The following is a 19801-nucleotide window of genomic DNA, read 5'->3' as shown; positions in this document are numbered from 1 at the left end:
CGATGCGTTACGGAGGAAGCGTGATTTCCCAAGAGCTTGAAGTCAGCCTGCATATGGCTTTTGTCGAGGCCCGCTCGGCCCGGCATGAATTCATTACCGTAGAGCACCTGCTGCTGTCGTTGCTGGACAACGCTTCGGCAGTCGAAGTGCTGCGTGCCTGCGCCGCCAATCTGGATGACTTGCGCCGTAATCTGCGTCAGTTCGTGACCGAGAACACCCCGGTCATTCCCAGCGGGGCCGAAGTCGACACCCAGCCCACGCTGGGTTTCCAGCGCGTCATACAGCGCGCCATCATGCACGTTTCGGCCGGCGGCACCGGCAAGAAGCCGGTCACCGGCGCCAACGTGCTGGTCGCCATATTCGGCGAGAAAGACTCGCACGCCGTGTACTACCTGCAACAGCAGGGCGTCACCCGGCTGGATGTCGTCAACTTCCTGTCACATGGCATCACCAAGCAGCCGCAGGAGGAATCCTCGGCGGTGCCCAAGGAGCAGCAGGCAAGCGGCGAGGAGCCGGGCGGCGAGTCGCGCCAGTCGCCGCTGGACCAGTACGCCAACGACCTGAACGCCGCGGCGCTGGCCGGCCGCATCGATCCCCTGATCGGCCGCGAGCACGAGGTCGAGCGGGTCATCCAGGTATTGTGTCGCCGGCGCAAGAACAACCCGCTGCTGGTCGGCGAGGCCGGCGTGGGCAAGACCGCCATCGCCGAGGGCCTGGCCTGGCGCATCACGCGCGGCGAGGTGCCGGAGGTGCTGCAGACCGCACAGGTCTTCGCGCTGGACATGGGCGCCTTGCTGGCCGGCACCAAGTACCGGGGCGATTTCGAGCAGCGGCTCAAAGGCGTGCTCAAGCAGATCCGCGGCAATCCGGACGCGATCCTGTTCATCGATGAAATCCATACCCTGATCGGGGCCGGCTCGGCCTCGGGCGGCACGCTGGACGCATCCAACCTGCTCAAGCCGGCGTTGTCGTCGGGGCAGCTCAAGTGCATCGGCGCCACCACCTATACCGAATTCCGCGGGGTGTTCGAGAAGGATCACGCGCTGTCGCGCCGGTTCCAGAAAATCGACGTGCCCGAGCCCAGCGTCGAGCAGACCGTGCAGATCCTGCGCGGCCTGAAGAGCCGCTTCGAAGAGCACCACAACGTGCGCTATTCGGCCGCCGCGCTGAGCGCCGCCGCCGAGCTGTCGGCCCGCTACATCAACGACCGCCACCTGCCGGACAAGGCCATCGACGTCATCGACGAGGCCGGCGCGGCGCAGCGGCTGCTGCCGCGCTCGCGGCAGAAGAAGGTCATCGGCAAGGGCGAGATCGAGCACATTGTTTCCAAGATCGCGCGCATCCCGCCGCAGTCGGTGTCCAACGACGACCGCAGCAAGCTGGCCACGCTGGACCGCGATCTCAAGACCGTGGTGTTCGGCCAGGACGAGGCCATCGGCGCGCTGACCGCCGCCATCAAGATGGCGCGTTCGGGGCTGGGCAAGCCCGACAAGCCCATCGGCGCCTTCCTGTTCTCCGGCCCCACCGGGGTGGGCAAGACCGAAGTGGCGCGCCAGCTCGCGTTCACCATGGGCATCGAGCTGCTGCGCTTCGACATGTCCGAATACATGGAACGCCATGCCGTCTCGCGCCTGATCGGCGCGCCGCCGGGATACGTGGGGTTCGACCAGGGCGGCCTGCTGACCGAGGCCATCACCAAGCAGCCGCACTGCGTGCTGCTGCTCGACGAGATCGAAAAGGCGCATCCGGATATCTTCAATATCCTGCTGCAGGTCATGGACCACGGCACGCTGACCGACAACAACGGGCGCAAGGCCGACTTCCGCAACGTCATTCTCATCATGACGACCAACGCGGGGGCCGAAACCCTGAACCGTCCCGCCATCGGTTTTGCCAATGAGCGCGTGGCGGGCGACGAAATGGCGGAGATCCGCCGCATGTTCACGCCCGAGTTCCGCAACCGGCTCGACGCGATCATTCCCTTCGCGGGACTGTCGCGCGAGATCATCCTGCGGGTCGTCGACAAGTTCCTCATGCAGCTCGAAGACCAGCTGCACGAGCGTCGCGTGGCCGCGGTATTCACCGAGAAGCTGCGCGACCACCTGGCCAAGGAAGGCTTCGATCCGCTCATGGGCGCGCGTCCCATGCAGCGCCTGATCCAGGACACGATACGCCGCGCGCTGGCCGACGAACTGCTGTTCGGCAAGCTGGTCGACGGCGGCAATGTCACGGTGGACCTGGACGACGCGGGCAAGGTGGTTCTCGGTTTCGAAGCGCCCGGCAAGCCTTCCTCCAACGCCGCCGACAAACAGGAAGTGGAATTGATCGACTGACCGTGTGGATCCACGCTCTCTGATCGCCTGCGAAAACTGCGCCAGTATTTGCCGGCAACCCGATCTCGAACCTGGCGAAACCGCGGCCTGCGCCCGCTGTGGCACCACGCTCTGGCGCTACAGCGGGCTGACGCTGTCCAACTGGCTGGCGCTGACCCTGGCGGCGTTGATCGTCTTCGTGCTGGCCAACGCCTATCCCGTGGCCAGCCTGGAAGTGCAGGGCATGGTGCAGCGGGCTTCGCTGCTCGACGCCATCCGCGTGACCTGGCAGCAGCAGCACTGGGTGGTCGCCATCATGACGGGGCTGGCCGGCTTCGGCATGCCGCTGATCCAGCTCATGGTGCTGTTGTGGGTGCTGGGGCCCCTGGCCGCCGGGCGCCTGCCGCTCGGATTCCGCGGCGCGATGCGTTTCCTGGGGCTGTTGCGGCCCTGGAGCATGGTGCAGGTGTTCCTGCTGGGCGTCGTGGTTTCGGTGGTCAAGCTGGCGGGCATGGCGGCGGTCAAGCCCGCCATCGGCCTGGCCGGCTTCGCCGCCCTGACGGTATTGCTCACCATACTGGGGCGCCTGTCCCCGCATGTGCTGTGGCGTTACGCCGAGCGCGCCAGCCTGGTCGACGTGCACGTGCCGCACCCGGGCGCGGGCATGGTGCTCACCGGCTGCCACGTGTGCGGCCAGGTCCAGGCCCTGCCGGCCCGGCAGGACGAAGAGGCGCTGCACCACTGCCGGCGCTGCGCGGCGCAGCTGCATCTGCGCAAGCCCGACCACCTGGCGCGCACCTGGGCCCTGTTGCTGGCCGCCGTCGTGTTCTATATTCCCGCAAACATCCTGCCTGTCATGAGCGTCTCGTCGGTCGTGGGCGACAGCGCCCATACCATCCTGGGCGGGGTGGTCGAGCTCTGGGAGATGGGGTCATGGGATATCGCGCTGATCGTGTTCGTCGCCAGCATCATGGTGCCGCTGACCAAACTGTTGGCGCTGTCCCTGCTGGCGCTGATGCTGCAACGCGGCAGCACGGCCAACCTGCGCCAGCGCACGCGGCTCTATCAAATGGTCGAATTCATCGGACAATGGTCGATGCTTGATGTTTTCGTGGTCATCGTGCTGGCGGCGCTGGCCAATTTCCAGGGGCTGATGGAAATCAGCGCGGGCAGCGGCGCCGCTTCGTTCGGCATGGTGGTCATCCTGACCATGATGGCCGCCATGAGTTTCGATCTGCGGCGCAGCTGGGACCTGGAATCCGTCTCCGCGCCGCAGGTGCGCGATGCCCCGCAGGCCCATTCTTCCGCGCATGGCGCAGCCGCCAGCGACCAACCGTCTACCTAGAAGCAAAGGAACCCGGACATGGCCGAGTCGACGCCTCCACCGCAGGAACCGGGCACGCCGATAGCGGCCCCCCAGATCGCCCGCAAGCAGAAATCGCGCATTTCCTGGATCTGGCTGGTGCCGATCGTGGCGGCGCTGGCCGGCCTGTCGCTGGTGGTGCGCAGCATCATGCAGGCCGGGCCCGAGATCACCATCCTGTTCGATACCGCCGAGGGCCTGGAAGTGGGCAAGACGCAGGTGCGCTACAAGGATGTCAACATCGGGGTGGTGCAGGGCATCCACTTCAACAAGGACCGCAGCAAGGTCGTGGTCGAGGCCGAACTGGCCAAGGAAGTCTCCAACCTGGCGCGCGAGGGCACCCAGTTCTGGGTGGTGCGCCCGCGCCTGGGCATCAGCGGGGTGTCCGGCCTGGGCACCTTGCTGTCGGGCGCCTATATCGGCGTGGACGCGCCGCCCGACAAGGAGGCCGGGGCCAATCGCGCTTCCAAGTTCGAGTTCGTCGGCCTGGAAGTGCCGCCGGCCGTCACGCATGACCGGGCCGGCAAGCGCTTCATGCTGAGCGCCACCGACCTGGGCTCGCTGGACATCGGCTCGCCCGTTTACTTCCGCCGCATTCCGGTGGGGCGGGTCATCGGCTACAAGCTGGACGACAGCGGACGGGTGGTCAACGTCGAGGTCTTCGTCGACGCGCCCAACGACCGCTTCGTCACCGACTCCACGCGGTTCTGGAATGCCAGCGGCGTGGACGTGGCCGTCAACGCCAGCGGCCTGAAGGTGCGCACCCAATCGCTGGTTTCGCTGGCCGTGGGCGGCGTGGCGTTCGAATCGGTGTCTGCGCGCCAGGGCGAGCCGGTCAAGGCCGACACGCGCTTCGAGCTGTATGAAAACGAGACGGCGGCCAAGGCCAACCCCGATGGCCAGCCATTCCCGATCCGCATGCGCTTCGACCAGTCGATCCGCGGCCTGACGGTCGGTTCGCCCATCGACTTCCAGGGCATCACGCTGGGCGAAGTCACGCGCATCGCCATCGATTTCGACAATGGCAAGAAGCGCTTCTTCGCGGTGGTCGACGCCACCGTGTACCCCGAGCGCATCGGCCGGGTGTTCGACGAGATCCGCGCGCGCACCGAGGCCACCAGCGGTTCGCATGCCGCCGGCCAGCTGCTGTCGATCATGATCAAGTATGGCCTGCGGGCGCAATTGCGCACCGCCAACCTGCTGACCGGCCAGCTCTACATCGTGCTGGATTCCTTCCCGGAGGCGCCGCCGGTGGCGTTCGTGCCCGGCGACGATCCGGTCATCATCCCGACGATCCCGGGGCAACTGGACCAATTGCAGGCCCAGATCAGCAGCATCGTGACCAAGATCGAGAAGATCCCGTTCGACCAGATCGGCACCGACCTGCGCGCCACGCTGGCCTCCACCGCCAAGCTGATGAACCGGCTCGACAAGGACCTGGCGCCCGAGGCCCGCGCGGTGCTGCGCCAGGCTCGCCAGTCGCTGGTCGACATCAACAACATGCTGGCCCCAGATTCGGGCCTGCCGGCCAATACCGAGCGCGCCATGCAGGAGATGTCGCGCGCCGCGCGTTCGCTGCGCAACCTGGCCGATTATCTGCAGACCAACCCAGAGGCGTTGTTGAAAGGGCGGGGCGCCGACCCGATCCCCGGCGCCGGCCCCGTCAGGAACTGAGCCCATGAAATCCACGCTTGCCCGGTGCGCGCCCCTCTTGATCGCCACGGTCCTGGCCGGTTGCGGCGCTTCGCCGCCCGCCCGTTACTACACGCTGCAGCCGCCGGGCGCCGCGCAGGCCTCCCAGGCAGGCGTGGCCGCCGCCCCGTTCATGATCGAGATCCTTCCGGTCAACGTGCCAGCGCAGGCCGACCAGCCGCAACTGATGGTGCGTACCGGCGACGGCACGGTGGCGCCGCTCTACTCCGAGCGCTGGAGCGCGCCGCTGCCGGACGAGTTTCGCGCCGCCTTGTCCGATACCCTGACGCGTGAATTGGGCGCGCCTGACGTGCAGGTGATCAAACCCGCCTCGGGGACGCCGGTCTGGCGCGTCCAGGTGGACGTGCAGCGCTTCGATCTGGTGGCGGGCGGGCCGTCCCTGCTCGACGCCACCTGGCGGGTGCGGCCGGTCAACCTGGCCGCGCCCGCGCTGGTGTGCCGTACGCGGGTGGATGTGCCGGCCGGCGGCGAACGGGACACCGCCGCGCTGGTGCAGGCGCAGCAGCGCGGCACGGCCCTGCTGGCGCGCACCATCGCCTCGGCGATCCGCAGCCAGGGCCAGTCGGCCGAGGCTGGCGGGCCCGAAGTGCAGGTGCTGGGTTGCAGCCGCAACGACGCGAAAACAGCGGGTTAACCTTTTTCGCATACGGGTTAACCTTAATACCGCACGCGTTGCAACCTCTTTAGGATACGGTTCCACCGCCAGTGCCCGGCGTGATCGCGGGCGCTGGATCGCAGTCCTGATGGCAGGCATCACGCCGGCCACCGTATCTCTGGAAGCACGCATCCCATGGCTAGCACGACTCTGGGCGTCAAGGTCGACGACGCATTGCGCGATCGCCTCAAGGCCGCCGCGCAGAAACTGAACTGCACTCCGCACTGGCTGCACAAGCAGGCCATTCTTTCCTATCTCGACCGAATCGAGCGTGGCCATCTGCCGGCGGAAATGGCCCATCTGGGGCGCGACGAGCGGGCCGGAGACGAGGAGGCGGACGCCTCGGCCGATGCCATGCCGCCTTTCTTCGAGTTCGGCCAGGACGTGCAGCCGCAATCCGTGCTGCGCGCCGCCATCACCGCCGCCTACCGCCGGCCCGAGCCGGAATGCGTGCCGCTGCTGCTGGGGCAGGCGCGCGTGGCCGGCGCCGAGAAGGTGCACGCCATGGCCAGCAAGCTGGTCCATACGCTGCGGGCCAAGCGCAGCGGCGGCGGGGTCGAGGGGCTGATCCAGGAGTTCTCGCTGTCCAGCCAGGAAGGCGTGGCGCTGATGTGCCTGGCCGAGGCGCTGTTGCGCATTCCCGACCGCGCTACCCGCGATGCCCTGATCCGCGACAAGATCGCGCACGGCGACTGGCGCTCGCACATGGGCGGATCGCAGTCGCTGTTCGTCAACGCGGCCACCTGGGGCCTGATGATCACGGGCAAGCTGGTCGCCGTCAGCAGCGAGCAGTCGCTGTCCAAGGCGCTGACCCGCCTGATCGGCAAGGGCGGCGAGCCGCTGGTGCGCAAGGGCGTGAACATGGCCATGCGCATGATGGGCGAGCAGTTCGTTTCGGGCCAGACGATCTCCGAGGCCCTGGCCAACAACCGCAAGATGGAAGCGCGGGGTTTTCGCTACTCGTACGACATGCTGGGCGAGGCCGCCACCACGGCCGCCGACGCCGAGCGTTATTACGCGGCGTACGAGCAGGCCATCCACGCGATCGGCAAGGCGGCCGCCGGTCGCGGCATCTACGAAGGCCCGGGCATCTCGATCAAGCTGTCGGCGCTGCACCCGCGTTATGCGCGCGCCCAGCGCGACCGCGTCATGGCCGAGCTGCTGCCGCGCGTCAAGGCGTTGACGCTGCTGGCGCGCCAGTACGATATCGGCCTGAACATAGACGCCGAGGAAGCCGACCGGCTCGAAATTTCGCTGGATCTGCTGGAGGCCTTGTGCTTCGTTCCTGAACTGGATGGCTGGAATGGCATCGGCTTCGTCATCCAGGCCTATCAGAAACGGGCGCCGTTCGTGATCGATTACGTGATCGACCTGGCCAAGCGCAGCCGCCACCGCCTGATGGTGCGCCTGGTCAAGGGGGCGTATTGGGACAGCGAGATCAAGCGCGCCCAGGTCGACGGCCTGGAGGGGTATCCGGTCTACACGCGCAAGGTGTACACCGACGTCGCCTACCTGGCCTGCGCGCGCAGGCTGCTGGCGGCGCCCGAGGCCGTATACCCGCAGTTCGCCACCCATAACGCCTATACCCTGGCGGCCATCTACCAGATGGCCGGGCAGAACTACTACCCGGGACAGTACGAGTTCCAGTGCCTGCACGGCATGGGCGAGCCGCTGTACGAGGAAGTGGTCGGGCCGCTGGCGCAGGGCAAGCTGAACCGCCCGTGCCGCATCTATGCCCCGGTGGGCACGCACGAAACCCTGCTCGCGTACCTGGTGCGCCGCCTGCTGGAAAATGGCGCCAATACCTCCTTCGTCAACCTGATCGGCGACGACAGCATTACGGTCGAGCAACTGGTGGCCGATCCGGTCGAGGCGGCTTCCCGCATCGTGCCGCTGGGTGCGCCGCACGAGAAAATCCCCCTGCCGCGCGAGCTTTTTGGCGACGTGCAGCAGGGCGCGCGGGCCAACTCGGCCGGCCTGGACCTGACCAACGAGCATCGCCTGGGTTCGCTGTCGGCGGCCCTGCTGGCCAGCGCCGCGATCGACTGGCGCGCCTGGCCCATGCTGGGCGAGGGCGATCCCGACTGGGACGAGGCCGGCGCGGCCGAAGTGGCCAACCCGGCCAACCTGCGCGACATCGTCGGCCACGTCATGGAGGCCACGCCGCAACAGGTGGAGCAGGCCTTGCGCCATGCCGCTAACGCGGCGCCCATCTGGCAGTCCACGCCGGTGGCCGAGCGCGCGCAGTGCCTGCGGCGGGCGGCCCAGCTGCTGGAAGAGCAGATGCAGACGCTGCTCGGCCTGATCGTGCGCGAGGCCGGCAAGTCGCTGCCCAATGCCATCGCCGAGGTGCGCGAAGCGGTGGACTTCCTGCGCTATTACGCCGACCAGGCCGAGCGCGAGTTCGACAACGATACCCACCGCCCGCTGGGCCAGGTGCTGTGCATCAGCCCGTGGAACTTCCCGCTGGCCATTTTCACCGGCCAGGTCGCCGCCGCGCTGGCCGCCGGCAACACCGTGCTGGCCAAGCCGGCCGAGCAGACTTCGCTGATCGCCGCCCAGGCGGTCGCCATCCTGCGCGCCGCGGGCGTGCCCGCCGGCGCGGTGCAACTGCTGCCGGGCCGCGGCGAAACCGTGGGCGCCCAACTGGTGGCCAGCCCGCAGGTGCGCGGCGTGATGTTCACCGGCTCGACCGAGGTGGCGCGCATCATCGCCAGCGCGCTGGCCGAGCGCCTGGACGACCAGGGCCACACCATTCCGCTGATCGCCGAGACCGGCGGCCAGAACGCCATGGTGATCGATTCGTCGGCGCTGGCCGAGCAGGTCGTGTTCGACGTGCTGACCTCGGCGTTCGACTCCGCCGGCCAGCGCTGCTCCGCGCTGCGCGTGCTGTGCCTGCAGGAAGACAGCGCGGATCACGTGCTGACCATGTTGCGCGGCGCGATGCGCGAGCTGCGTGTGGGCAACCCCGACCGCCTGTCGGTCGATGTGGGGCCCGTGATCGACGCCGAGGCGCGCAATGGCATCCAGCGTCATATCGAGGCCATGCGCTCGTCCGGACGCCAGGTCGACCAGGTCGAGCTGGCGGGCGAGTGCCGCTACGGCACCTTCGTGCCGCCGACGCTGATCGAGATCGACCACATCGGCGAGCTCACGCGCGAAGTGTTCGGCCCGGTGCTGCACGTATTGCGCTACCGGCGCGACGAGCTGGACGGGCTGATCGAGCAGATCAACGCCACCGGCTACGGGCTGACCTTCGGCGTGCATACCCGCATCGACGAAACCATCGCCCGCGTCACCGAGCAGGTGCACGCCGGCAACCTGTATGTCAACCGCAACATCGTGGGGGCCGTGGTCGGGGTGCAACCCTTCGGCGGCGAAGGCCTCTCGGGCACCGGTCCGAAGGCGGGCGGCCCGCTGTACATGTACCGGCTGCTGGCCACGCGCCCGGCCGGACTGCCGCCGGCCCTCGACCCCGCCGCGCCGATGCCGCAGGCGCTGGCCTTGCCAGGCCCGACCGGCGAGACCAATACCTACCGTGTCGAGCCGCGCGGCGCGGTCTATTGCGTGGCCGCCACCGAGGCCGGCGCCCGGGCGCAATGGGCGGTCGTGCGCCAGACCGGCAACCATGCCTGGTTCGCCGATACGCCGGCGGCGCGCGCCTGGATCGATGGCCTGGACGCCTCGCTGCGCGAGCAGGCCGCCTTGCTGGAAGATTCCGAAGTTGATGAGGCCGATTTCCAAGCCGTGCTGTTCGAGGGGGATGGCGACGCCTTGCGCGCGCTGAACCTGCGCATTGCCCAACGTCCCGGCCCCCTGGTGTCCGTGCATGGCCTGAGCGCCGATGCCCTGGCCGCCGGGGCCAGCTACGCGCCAGACCGCCTGCTGGCCGAGCGTTCGATCAGCGTCAACACGGCGGCCGCCGGCGGCAACGCCAGCCTGATGACCATAGGTTGAAGTGCCTGGGGGTAACCCGCGTCTGGTTGCGGGTTATCTCCAATATCGAAGTTGGTTGTACTCGTTCGACAATCCGGTCCCACCCGGAGCGGACGCGCTGTCACTGTAATCCGACACGGGGCCTGCAAGCACTGGACGAACTCCCGCCCAGGCCCTAGTGTTTATAGCCACGCCCACGGCGCGGCCAGTATCCGGCAAGCCGGGCCACAAGCCTGGAATAACAGATATCAAGTGCGACACATCGGAGGAAACCATGACCTTGCGCACCCCCATCAAAATGCTGGCAGCGGGCATTGCCGCGGCCTGCCTGGCTGGCGTGGCCCAAGCGGCCGATATCAAGTTCGGCTTCGCGGCGCCCCTGACCGGCCCGCAATCCCATTACGGCGAAGACATGCAGAACGGTCTGACGCTGGCGCTGGAAGAAGCAAACCAGAAGGGCGTGACGGTGGGCGGCAAGCCCGCCAAGTTCGTGCTGGTCTCGCGCGACGACCAGGCCGACCCGCGCGTCGCCGTGCAGGTGGCCCAGCAACTGGTGGACCAGGACGTCAACGGCATTCTCGGCCATTTCAACTCGGGCACCACCATTCCGGCCTCGCGCGTCTACCATGACGCCGGCCTGCCGCAGATCGCCATGGCGACCTCGCCCGAATACACCAACCAGCAGTACGAGACCACTTTCCGCATGATGACCAGCGACACCCAGCAGGGCGCCGCGGTCGGCAAGTTCATGGTCGAGAAGCTGAACGCCAGGAAGGTCGCCATCATCGACGACCGCACGGCCTATGGCCAGGGCCTGGCCGACGAGGTCGAGAAAGCCGTCAAGGCGGCCGGCGGGCAGGTGGTGCGGCGCGAATACACCACCGACAAGGCCAACGATTTCACCTCCATCCTGACCAACATCAAGGGCGTGGCGCCCGACGCCATCTTCTATGGCGGGCTGGACGCGCAGTCCGGCCCCATGAAGCGCCAGCTGGCCACGCTGGGCCTGAAGGCGCCGTTGGTGTCCGGCGAGATGACGCGCAGCGACACCTTCATCAAGCTGGCCGGCGACGCGGCCGACGGCACCTACGCCTCGCTGGCCGGCGTGCCGCTGGAGAAGATGGCCGCCGGCAAGGAGTTCGCCAAGCGCTATGAAGAGCGCTTCAAGAAGGCGCCCGGCGTCTATGCGCCTTACGCCTACGACGGCGCCTGGAACATGATCACCGCCATCGAGAAGGCGGGCTCGGCCGATCCGTCCAAGTACCTGCCGGAACTGGCCAAGCTGTCGCGCAAGGGCGCCACCAGCGAACATATTGCCTACGACGTCAAGGGCGACCTCAAGGAAGTCGCGGTCACCATCTACGAAGTCAAGAATGGCAAGTGGGAAATGGTTGAAACCATGGTGAGCCAGGCCAACTGACCGGCCGGTGCCGGCGGCGCGGCCCCTGGGCGCCGCGCCGCCATTCGCCGCAGCCGCGCCGCCGCCGGGCGCCGCGCGTTGCCAGTGGCGTCGCGTTTCCGATCGCTGCGTCGCTTCGTCTCCCTCGGCTGGAACGAACCCTCGTATGGACATTTTCACTCAACAGATAATCAATGGCCTGACGCTGGGCAGCGTGTATGCGCTGGTCGCGCTGGGCTATACGATGGTGTACGGCATCATCGGCCTGATCAACTTCGCGCATGGCGACGTGGTCATGATCGGCGCCATGGCCGCCACCATGGTCGCCGCCGCCATGGTGGGCGGCGACCCGTCCATCTCGGCCTTCGCCGTGCTCGGCGCCGGCCTGCTGGTCTCGGTGCCCCTGTGCATGGCCGTGGGCTGGACCGCCGAGCGCGTGGCGTACCGGCCGTTGCGCCGCGCGCCGCGGCTGGCGGCGCTGATCACCGCCATCGGCGTATCCATCATCCTGCAGAACGTGGCGATGATGGTGTGGGGGCGCAATTACCTCAACTTCCCGCAGGTGCTCACGCCCACCGTGTTCGAGATCGGCGGGGCGCGCATGAGCATGCTGCAGATCGCCATCGTGGTCATCGCCGCGCTGATCATGGGCGCGCTGCTGCTGGTCGTGCACAAGACGCGGCTGGGCACCGCCATGCGGGCCACCGCGCAGAACCGCGAAGTGGCCGGCCTGATGGGCGTGAACATCAACACCGTGATCTCGGCGGCCTTCCTGATCGGTTCGGCGCTGGCGGCCATCGCCGGCATGATGGTCACCACCTATTACGGCGTCTCGCAGTACACCATGGGCTTCATGCTGGGCCTGAAGGCGTTCACCGCAGCCGTGCTGGGCGGCATCGGCAACCTGGTCGGAGCCATGGCCGGCGGCCTGCTGCTGGGCATCATCGAATCGCTGGGCTCGGGCTACATCGGCGATTTGACCGGCGGCTTCCTGGGCAGCCACTACCAGGATGTCTTCGCCTTCGTGGTGCTGGTGATGGTGCTGATCTTCCGGCCGTCGGGCTTGCTGGGCGAGCGCGTGGGGGACCGGGCATGACACGACAAGCGAACAAATCCGGGCTGTCGGCGCGCAACCTGGTCGGCATCGCGCTCATCGGCATCGTGCTGGCCGTGCTGCCTTTCGTGCTCGGCATGGCCGGACAGAGCTGGGTGCGCATCCTGAACTTCGCGCTGCTGTATGTCATGCTGGCGCTGGGCCTGAACATCGTGGTGGGCTTTGCCGGCCTGCTCGACCTCGGCTATATCGCCTTCTATGCCGTGGGCGCGTACACCTGGGCCTTGCTGGCCTCGCCGCATTTCGGCCTGCACCTGCCGTTCTGGGCCATCCTGCCGATCGCGCTGGGCGTGGCCTGCGTATTCGGCGTGCTGCTGGGCGCGCCCACCCTGAAGCTGCGCGGCGACTACCTGGCCATCGTCACGCTGGGATTCGGCGAGATCATCCGCATTTTCCTCAACAACCTGAACGCGCCGGTCAACATCACCAACGGTCCGCAGGGCATCAACCGCATCGACGCCTTCAAGGTCGGCGACTTCGTGTTCGGACGCACCGAGACCATCCTGGGCATCCGCTTCACGGGGCCGGAGAAGTACTACTACCTGCTGGTGCTGCTGACGCTGCTGATCGTCGTGGTGTGCGTGCGGCTGCAGAATTCGCGCATCGGGCGCGCCTGGGAAGCCATCCGCGAAGACGAGATCGCGGCCAAGGCCATGGGCATCAACAGCCGCAACATCAAGCTGCTGGCCTTCGCCATGGGCGCTTCGTTCGGCGGGGTGGCCGGCGCGCTGTTCGCCGCCATGCAGGGCTTCGTCAGCCCCGAGAGCTTCAGCCTGACGGAGTCGATCTCGGTGTTGTGCATGGTGGTGCTGGGCGGCATGGGCCACATTCCCGGCGTGATCCTCGGCGCGGTGATCCTGGCCGTCCTGCCCGAGTTCCTGCGCGCGGTGGTCGAGCCCGCGCAGCACATGCTGTTCGGCGCCGTGGTGCTCGATCCGGAAGGCATACGCATGCTGCTGTTCGGCCTGGCGATGGTGTGCGTCATGCTGTTCCGTCCGGCCGGCCTGTGGCCCTCCGCGGTGCGCAAGCGCGAGCTGAGCGGCACGCGCCAGGGAGGTGCCGCATGAGCCGCATCCTGCACGCCCAGGGGCTGGGCAAGCGCTTCGGCGGGCTGCGCGCGCTGTCGGAGGTCAGCTTCGATATCGAGGCCGGCGAGATCTACGGGCTGATCGGCCCGAACGGCGCCGGCAAGACCACGCTGTTCAACGTGCTGACCGGGCTGTACGTTCCCGAGGAGGGACAGTGCGAGTTCAACGGCATGTCGCTGATCGGCATGAAACCGCATGAGGTGGCGGCTGCCGGCCTGGCCCGCACCTTCCAGAACATCCGCCTGTTCGCCAACCTGAGCGCGATCGAGAATGTCATGATCGGACGCCATGTGCGCACGCGCTCGGGCGTGCTCGGCGCCGTGTTGCGCACCCGCGCCGAGCGCGCCGAGGAGGCCGCCATCGAACGGCGCGCGCAGGAACTGCTGGAGTACGTCGGCATCGGGCACCGCGCCAATGATGTGGCGCGTTCGCTGCCGTACGGCGACCAGCGGCGCCTGGAGATCGCCCGCGCGCTGGCGACCGATCCCCGGCTGCTGGCGCTGGATGAGCCCGCCGCCGGCATGAACGCCTCGGAAACCGTGGTGCTGCGCCAGCTGATCGAGAAGATCCGCGCCGACGGCGTGACGGTGCTGCTGATCGAGCACGACATGAAGCTGGTCATGGGCCTGTGCGACCGGGTGCTGGTGCTGGAATACGGCAAGGTGCTGTCGATGGGCCGGCCGGCCGAGGTGCAGCGCGATCCCAAGGTCATCGAAGCCTACCTGGGAGCCGGCGCCGCGCACGACCCCGAACTGCACACCACGGAGCAAACACCATGACGGCATCGCAAGCGCTACTCGAATTGCGCGGCCTGCAAGTGGCCTACGGTGGCATCCGGGCCGTGCGCGGCATCGACCTGCGCGTCGACCCCGGCGAACTGGTCTGCCTGATCGGCGCCAACGGCGCGGGCAAGAGCACGACGCTGCGCGCCATCTGCGGCCTGGTGCCGCTGGCTGGCGGGCAGGTGCTGTACGACGGCCAGTCCATCGGCGGCCAGCCCTCGTTCGCCCTGGTGCGCAAGGGGCTGGTGATGGTGCCGGAAGGACGCGGCATCTTCGGCCAGCTCACCATCGAGGAAAATCTCGCCATGGGCGCCTACGTGCGGCGCGATGCCGCGCAGATCCGCCAGGATACCGAGCGGGTGTTCACGCTGTTTCCGCGCCTGGCCGAGCGGCGCCGCCAGGCCGCCGGCACTCTGTCCGGCGGCGAGCAGCAGATGGTCGCGATGGGGCGCGCCATGATTGCGCGGCCGCGCCTGCTGCTGCTGGACGAGCCGTCGATGGGCCTGGCGCCGCTGATGGTCGACAAGGTGTTCGAGGTGGTGCGCACCATCGCGGCCGAGGGCGTGACCATACTGCTGATCGAGCAGAACGCCCGCCTGGCGCTCGAGCATGCCGACCGTGGCTATGTGATGGAGTCGGGCGAGATCACGCTGTCCGGCCCGGCCCGCGAGATGTTGCACGACCCCAAGGTGCGCGCGGCCTATCTGGGCGAAGTCGAAGCCTGAGCATGCCTGCGCGCACGGGCGCCGGTTCTGCTCGCGGAACCGGCGCCCGTGCCGCGTTCAGGCTTCGGCCAGCGCCGTCGGGCGCGGCTTGCGATTGATCATCAGGGCAATGATCGCGGCGATCAGGCCGGTGCCGCCCGCCAGCACGAAAGCCATCAGGTAGCTGCCCGTGGTTTCGCGCACGAAGCCGCCCATCCACGCGGCGCTGGCCGCGCCCAGCTGGTGGCCGGCGACGATCCAGCCGAAGACGATGGGGGCGTCGCGGTCGCCAAAGGCCTCGGTGGTCAGGCGCAGCGTCGGCGGCACCGTGGCAATCCAGTCCAGCCCGAAGAAAATCGCGAACAACGACAGGCTGTAGAACGAGAAGTCCGAGTAGGGCAGGTACATCAGCGACAGGCCGCGCAGGCTGTAGTAGACGAACAGCAGCCTGCGCGGGTCGTAGCGGTCGGTCAGCCAGCCCGAGGCCGTCGTGCCGACCAGGTCGAAGATGCCCATCAGCGCCAGCAGGCCGGCCGCCTGCACTTCGGCGATGCCGTGGTCGCCGCACAGGGCGATCAGGTGCGTGCCCACCAGGCCATTGGTGGTGAAGCCGCACACGAAGAAGGTCGCGAACAGATACCAGAACGTGCGCGTGCGCGCCGCGCGCCGCAATGCGCCGAAGGTGGCGGCCAGCAGGCCGGTGCGCGGCGCGACGGACGGCTCGGGCGCGTCCGGCGCGCTGCCATAGGGCCGCAGGCCGACGTCGGCGGGCCGGTCGGGCACCAGCCACCATGCGAGGGGCGCCATCAGCGCGGTGCCGATGGCCACCGCCCAGACCACGCGGGTCCAGTCGCCGGAGGCCGCCAGCGCGGCCAGCACGGGCAGGAACAGCAGGTTGCCGGTGGCCGTGCTGGCCGTCAGCAAGCCCATCATCAGCCCGCGGCGCGTGGTGAACCAGCGATTGACGATGGTCGCGCCCAGGACCACCGCGACCGCGCCCGAGCCTATCCCGGAGAACACGCCCCAGGTCAGCAGCAGGTGCCACGACTCGGTCATGAACGCGCTGGCCGCGCTGGATGCGGCCATCAGCAGCAGGGCGCCGATCAACACGCGGCGCAGGCCGAAGTGCTCCATGGCGGCGGCGGCGAACGGGCCCGCCAGGCCGTACAGGAAAATGCCGATCGCCGCCGCCAGCGAGATCGTGCTGCGGCTCCAGCCGAAGGCCTGCTCCAGCGGTACGATCAGCACGCTGGGCGTGGAGCGCAGACCGGCCGAAACCAGCAGCGAGAAGAAAATCACGGCCACCACCACAAAGGCGTACTTCTGTCCCAGGCGGCGAAGCGGCGACGGCAGGCGCGTTATACTCATGTTACTGACCGGTACGTAGTATGGAGATCGCATGGTACGTACCGGTCAGTAACATCGTCAAGCAGTTTTTGGCGACCCCGTTTTTCTGGAGCTCGCATGGCCCGTAAATCCGCTCCGTCATCGACCCCCGCGCCGGCGTCCAAGCTGGCCGCCGACCGCATTCGCGCCACGGCGCGCGAGCTGTTCTATCGCGAAGGCATCCGCGCGGTGGGGGTCGACGCCATCGTCTCGGCCGCTGGCGTCACCAAGCCCAGCCTGTATCGCAGCTTCTCGTCCAAGGACGAACTGGCCGCGTCGTACCTGCGCGACTACGAGGCTGAGTTCTGGAACCGTTTCGATGCCGGCGCGCAACGCTATCCCGACGATCCGCGCGCGCAGTTGCGGCTGTATCTGGAAAGCCTGGCCAAGCGCGCCGTCGCGGAAGGGCCGTACCGCGGCTGCGGGCTGAGCAACGCGGCCGTGGAATATCCCGACTCCGACCATCCCGCCCGCCTGGTGGCCGAGGCGCACAAGCGCGAACTGCGCAAGCGTCTCGTCGAGATGGCGCGCCGCATGGGCGCGCGCGAGCCCGAGATCCTCGGTGACGGTCTGATGCTGCTCATCGAGGGCGCTTTCATGTCCGGCCAGTTGTTCCACGGCGATGGGCCGGGGCGCCATGTCGCGCTGCTGGCGGACCGCCTGATCGACGCCAGCCTGTAGCCGGGCCGCGTCCGGGCAAGAAAAAACCGGAGCCGTTGCCGACTCCGGTCGTGTCGCGGGGAGGCTGGCGCCGTGTCAGCTGTGGTACGCCGATTCCCCGTGGCTGGTGACGTCCAGTCCTTCGCGTTCCTGGTCTTCCGGCACGCGCAGGCCGCACAGTTTGTCGGCGATCTTGTAGGCGATCCAGGCCACGACGCCGGACCATACGATCGTCAGCAGCACGCCTTCGAGCTGCACCCACACCTGGCCGGCAATCGCGCCGGCGCTCTGCAGGCCCGGTCCGCCGAGCACCTGGGCATTGAACACCCCGGTCAGCAGGGCGCCTACGATGCCGCCCACGCCATGCACGCCGAACACGTCGAGCGCGTCGTCGGCCCGCAACAGGCGCTTCAGGCCGTTGACCCCCCAGACGCAGACCACGCCGGCGGTCACGCCGATGACCAGCGCGCCAACCGGGCCGACCAGGCCGGCAGCAGGCGTGATGCCGACCAGGCCCGCCACGGCGCCCGAGGCCGCGCCCAGCATCGACGGCTTGCCCTTGACGGCCCATTCGGTGAACAGCCAGCCCAGCACCGCGCCCGCGGTGGCGATCATGGTGTTGAAGAACGCCAGGGTGGCGCCGTCGCTGGCCGCCAGCGACGAGCCGGCGTTGAAACCGAACCAGCCCACCCACAGCAGCGCGGCGCCGATGAAGGTCATCGGCAGGTTGTGCGGCTGCATCGCTTCACGGCCATAGCCGATGCGCCGGCCGACCACGTACGCGCCGACCAGCCCAGCCACGCCCGCATTGATGTGCACCACCGTGCCGCCGGCGAAATCCAGCGCGCCGCGAGCATTGAGCAGGCCTGGCGCGGTTTCGGAGGCGAACCAGACCATGTGCGCGATCGGGATGTAGGCGAAGGTGAACCAGATCGCCGTGAACACCAGCACGGCCGAAAAGCGCGCGCGTTCGGCGAAGCTGCCGACGATCAGGGCGCAGGTGATGCCCGCGAACGTCGCCTGGAACGAGGCGAACAGGAGCTCGGTGAGCGTGCCCGACAGCGCGTACGTGCCGTCGGCCGGCGTGAACATGCCGGAGAAGAACGTGCGCGACAGGCCGCCGAAGAACGCGTTGCCTTCGGTAAAGGCCAGCGAGTAGCCGTAGACGAACCACAGCACCAGCCCGAGGGCGAAGGTGCACAGGACTTGCAGCAGCACCGACAGGACGTTTTTGCTGCGCACCAGGCCGCCGTAGAACAGGGCCAGGCCAGGCACCGCCATCATCAGGACCAGCAGTGTCGAAACCAGCAGCCAGGAGATATCGGCTTTATCCATTTTTATGGGCTCCAGGGAGTCGTGTTTACAGGGCGGCCTCACCGGACTCGCCGGTGCGGATGCGGATGACTTCCTCGAGCGGGGCGGTGAAGATCTTGCCGTCCCCGATCTTGCCGGTGCGAGCCGACTGTTCTATCGCTTCGATCACCTGGTCGACCAGGTGATCCGGCACGGCCGCCTCGACCCGCAGCTTGGGCAGGAAGTCGACGGCGTATTCGGCGCCGCGGTAAAGCTCGGTGTGGCCTTTCTGGCGTCCGAAGCCCTTCACCTCAGTGACGGTCAGGCCCTGGACGCCGATGTCGGACAGGGCCATCCGCACTTCGTCCAGCTTGAAGGGCTTGATGATGGCGATGACGAGTTTCATGGCGGTTCCTCTCATGGTTACGCGTAGGCATCAACGTCGACGCAAATTCCATGCCATGTTTTTTCGTGCCTGTGGCCTCGGCCTCGCGGGACGGCGAGCATCGTGGGTGTGCGCGCGCGCGCCAGAACGGGGCAGGCGGGAGGGCGCATGCCCCGTTCTGGTGCGCGGCGCGCCCAAAGCCATTCAATGTTGAAACCAATTGTGTGTTTCCGGGCTGCTTTGTAGCCAATTGCGTGGAAATTGCAGATTGCTGCAAGGCGGGCAGGGTTTGTTTCGTACCCGCCGCGGCATGCGGGCGCTGGTCGCGGACCCAATGCCCATGCGGCTCGCCGTGATGCCGGCAGGCTGGCCGGGGCGTGCGCCGCGCGCATTTTGCCGTCATAAATGTATCCACGCATTGATACGCGGGTTTACACGTAAGCGCTTGGCGTTGCCGTGCCCCTCGGGAAGAATGGCCTGCATGGGTGGCGGCGTCGCCGCTATCCATGCAGGCCTGGAACGGCGTCGCGGCAATCGACCCGTTCCGTTGGGCCACGGGGCGTAGCTGACGGCTGCTTCTCGGGATCGCCGGCTGGCGATTCAGTTTTTCTCCTGTGCTTTGAAAGGCGGCGCCGCTTGCGGGCCGCTTTTTTTTCGTTTGGCGTCGGCGCAGCGCCAGGCTCTACACTGTGAGGTCAAGCAACAACCCACACGAATGCGAGGAAGCCATGAACCGCACACAGCAATGGATGGAAGACCTGCAGAAGAACATTTCCGATCTGATCGCCCGCAGCCCGGCGGCGGATGTGGAGCGCAATGTGCGCGCGATGATGACGCAGACGTTCGCCCGGCTGGACCTGATCACCCGCGAAGAATTCGAGGTGCAGGTGGACCTGCTTGCCCGGGCGCGTACGCGGGTCGATCAATTGTCGGCGCAGGTGCAGCAGCTGGAAGCCCGCCTGGCCGCGCTCGAAGCCGGCAAGCCGCAGGCGTAGGCAACCCTCCGGCCGC

15 protein-coding genes are annotated in these 19801 nt (G+C 67.7%); 12 read left to right on the top strand and 3 right to left on the bottom strand.

Annotated elements, in window-relative coordinates; translation table 11 throughout:
• Positions 1-20: 20 nt before the first annotated feature.
• From clpA to CAL11_RS14210, 10 genes are all read left to right on the top strand, one after another.
• On the top strand, positions 21-2333 hold the full coding sequence (gene clpA, locus CAL11_RS14255; RefSeq protein WP_033448943.1) for an ATP-dependent Clp protease ATP-binding subunit ClpA: 2313 nt from the start codon (positions 21-23) through the stop codon (positions 2331-2333).
• Positions 2334-2337: 4 nt separating this feature from the next.
• Positions 2338-3657: a paraquat-inducible protein A gene (locus tag CAL11_RS14250; RefSeq protein ID WP_086093300.1), complete on the top strand. Its 1320-nt coding sequence runs from the start codon at positions 2338-2340 to the stop codon at positions 3655-3657.
• 18 nt (positions 3658-3675) lie between these two features.
• Positions 3676-5349: an intermembrane transport protein PqiB gene (locus CAL11_RS14245; protein ID WP_015064078.1), complete on the top strand. Its 1674-nt coding sequence runs from the start codon at positions 3676-3678 to the stop codon at positions 5347-5349.
• Between the two features lie 4 nt (positions 5350-5353).
• Positions 5354-6022 carry a PqiC family protein gene (locus CAL11_RS14240; protein ID WP_015064077.1) on the top strand — a complete coding sequence of 223 codons (669 nt, stop codon included), beginning with the start codon at positions 5354-5356 and terminating at the stop codon, positions 6020-6022.
• A gap of 156 nt (positions 6023-6178) precedes the next feature.
• Positions 6179-10000 carry a trifunctional transcriptional regulator/proline dehydrogenase/L-glutamate gamma-semialdehyde dehydrogenase gene (gene putA / locus CAL11_RS14235; RefSeq protein ID WP_086093299.1) on the top strand — a complete coding sequence of 1274 codons (3822 nt, stop codon included), beginning with the start codon at positions 6179-6181 and terminating at the stop codon, positions 9998-10000.
• A 253-nt stretch (positions 10001-10253) separates the two neighbouring features.
• Positions 10254-11399 (top strand): branched-chain amino acid ABC transporter substrate-binding protein, encoded by a 1146-nt coding sequence (locus CAL11_RS14230; RefSeq protein WP_086093298.1) that lies wholly within the window; start codon positions 10254-10256, stop codon positions 11397-11399.
• A gap of 145 nt (positions 11400-11544) precedes the next feature.
• Positions 11545-12474, top strand: a complete 930-nt coding sequence (locus tag CAL11_RS14225; protein ID WP_015064074.1) for a branched-chain amino acid ABC transporter permease — start codon at positions 11545-11547, stop codon at positions 12472-12474.
• On the top strand, positions 12471-13559 hold the full coding sequence (locus tag CAL11_RS14220; protein ID WP_015064073.1) for an ABC transporter permease subunit: 1089 nt from the start codon (positions 12471-12473) through the stop codon (positions 13557-13559). The genes CAL11_RS14225 and CAL11_RS14220 overlap by 4 nt, the downstream gene beginning before the upstream one ends.
• Positions 13556-14359 (top strand): ABC transporter ATP-binding protein, encoded by an 804-nt coding sequence (locus CAL11_RS14215; RefSeq protein WP_086093297.1) that lies wholly within the window; start codon positions 13556-13558, stop codon positions 14357-14359. The genes CAL11_RS14220 and CAL11_RS14215 overlap by 4 nt, the downstream gene beginning before the upstream one ends.
• Complete coding sequence (locus CAL11_RS14210) at positions 14356-15087, top strand: ABC transporter ATP-binding protein (RefSeq protein WP_015064071.1); 732 nt, start codon at positions 14356-14358, stop codon at positions 15085-15087. Before CAL11_RS14215 ends, CAL11_RS14210 begins: the two co-directional genes overlap by 4 nt.
• 57 nt (positions 15088-15144) lie before the next feature.
• Here CAL11_RS14210 and CAL11_RS14205 read toward each other — a convergent pair whose 3' ends face one another.
• Positions 15145-16434: an MFS transporter gene (locus CAL11_RS14205; RefSeq protein ID WP_086093296.1), complete on the bottom strand. Its 1290-nt coding sequence runs from the start codon at positions 16432-16434 to the stop codon at positions 15145-15147.
• Between the two features lie 96 nt (positions 16435-16530).
• Between CAL11_RS14205 and CAL11_RS14200 the strand changes: the two genes are divergently transcribed.
• Complete coding sequence (locus CAL11_RS14200) at positions 16531-17133, top strand: TetR/AcrR family transcriptional regulator (protein ID WP_086093295.1); 603 nt, start codon at positions 16531-16533, stop codon at positions 17131-17133.
• Positions 17134-17208: 75 nt separating this feature from the next.
• Here the strand turns inward: CAL11_RS14200 and amt are convergent, their stop codons facing one another.
• Both amt and CAL11_RS14190 read right to left on the bottom strand, forming a co-directional pair.
• On the bottom strand, positions 17209-18447 hold the full coding sequence (gene amt / locus CAL11_RS14195) for an ammonium transporter (RefSeq protein WP_086093294.1): 1239 nt from the start codon (positions 18445-18447) through the stop codon (positions 17209-17211).
• Positions 18448-18472: 25 nt separating this feature from the next.
• On the bottom strand, positions 18473-18811 hold the full coding sequence (locus CAL11_RS14190) for a P-II family nitrogen regulator (RefSeq protein WP_003812839.1): 339 nt from the start codon (positions 18809-18811) through the stop codon (positions 18473-18475).
• A 707-nt stretch (positions 18812-19518) separates the two neighbouring features.
• Here CAL11_RS14190 and CAL11_RS14185 point away from each other — a divergent pair.
• Complete coding sequence (locus CAL11_RS14185; RefSeq protein ID WP_010931105.1) at positions 19519-19785, top strand: accessory factor UbiK family protein; 267 nt, start codon at positions 19519-19521, stop codon at positions 19783-19785.
• Positions 19786-19801 lie beyond the last annotated feature (16 nt).

Origin of the sequence: Bordetella genomosp. 6 (assembly GCF_002119705.1) — a bacterium.
Classification (GTDB): domain Bacteria; phylum Pseudomonadota; class Gammaproteobacteria; order Burkholderiales; family Burkholderiaceae_B; genus Bordetella; species Bordetella bronchiseptica_F.
The sequence above is the reverse complement of the archived record's forward strand: the minus strand, read 5'-3'. Positions and strand labels throughout refer to the sequence as shown.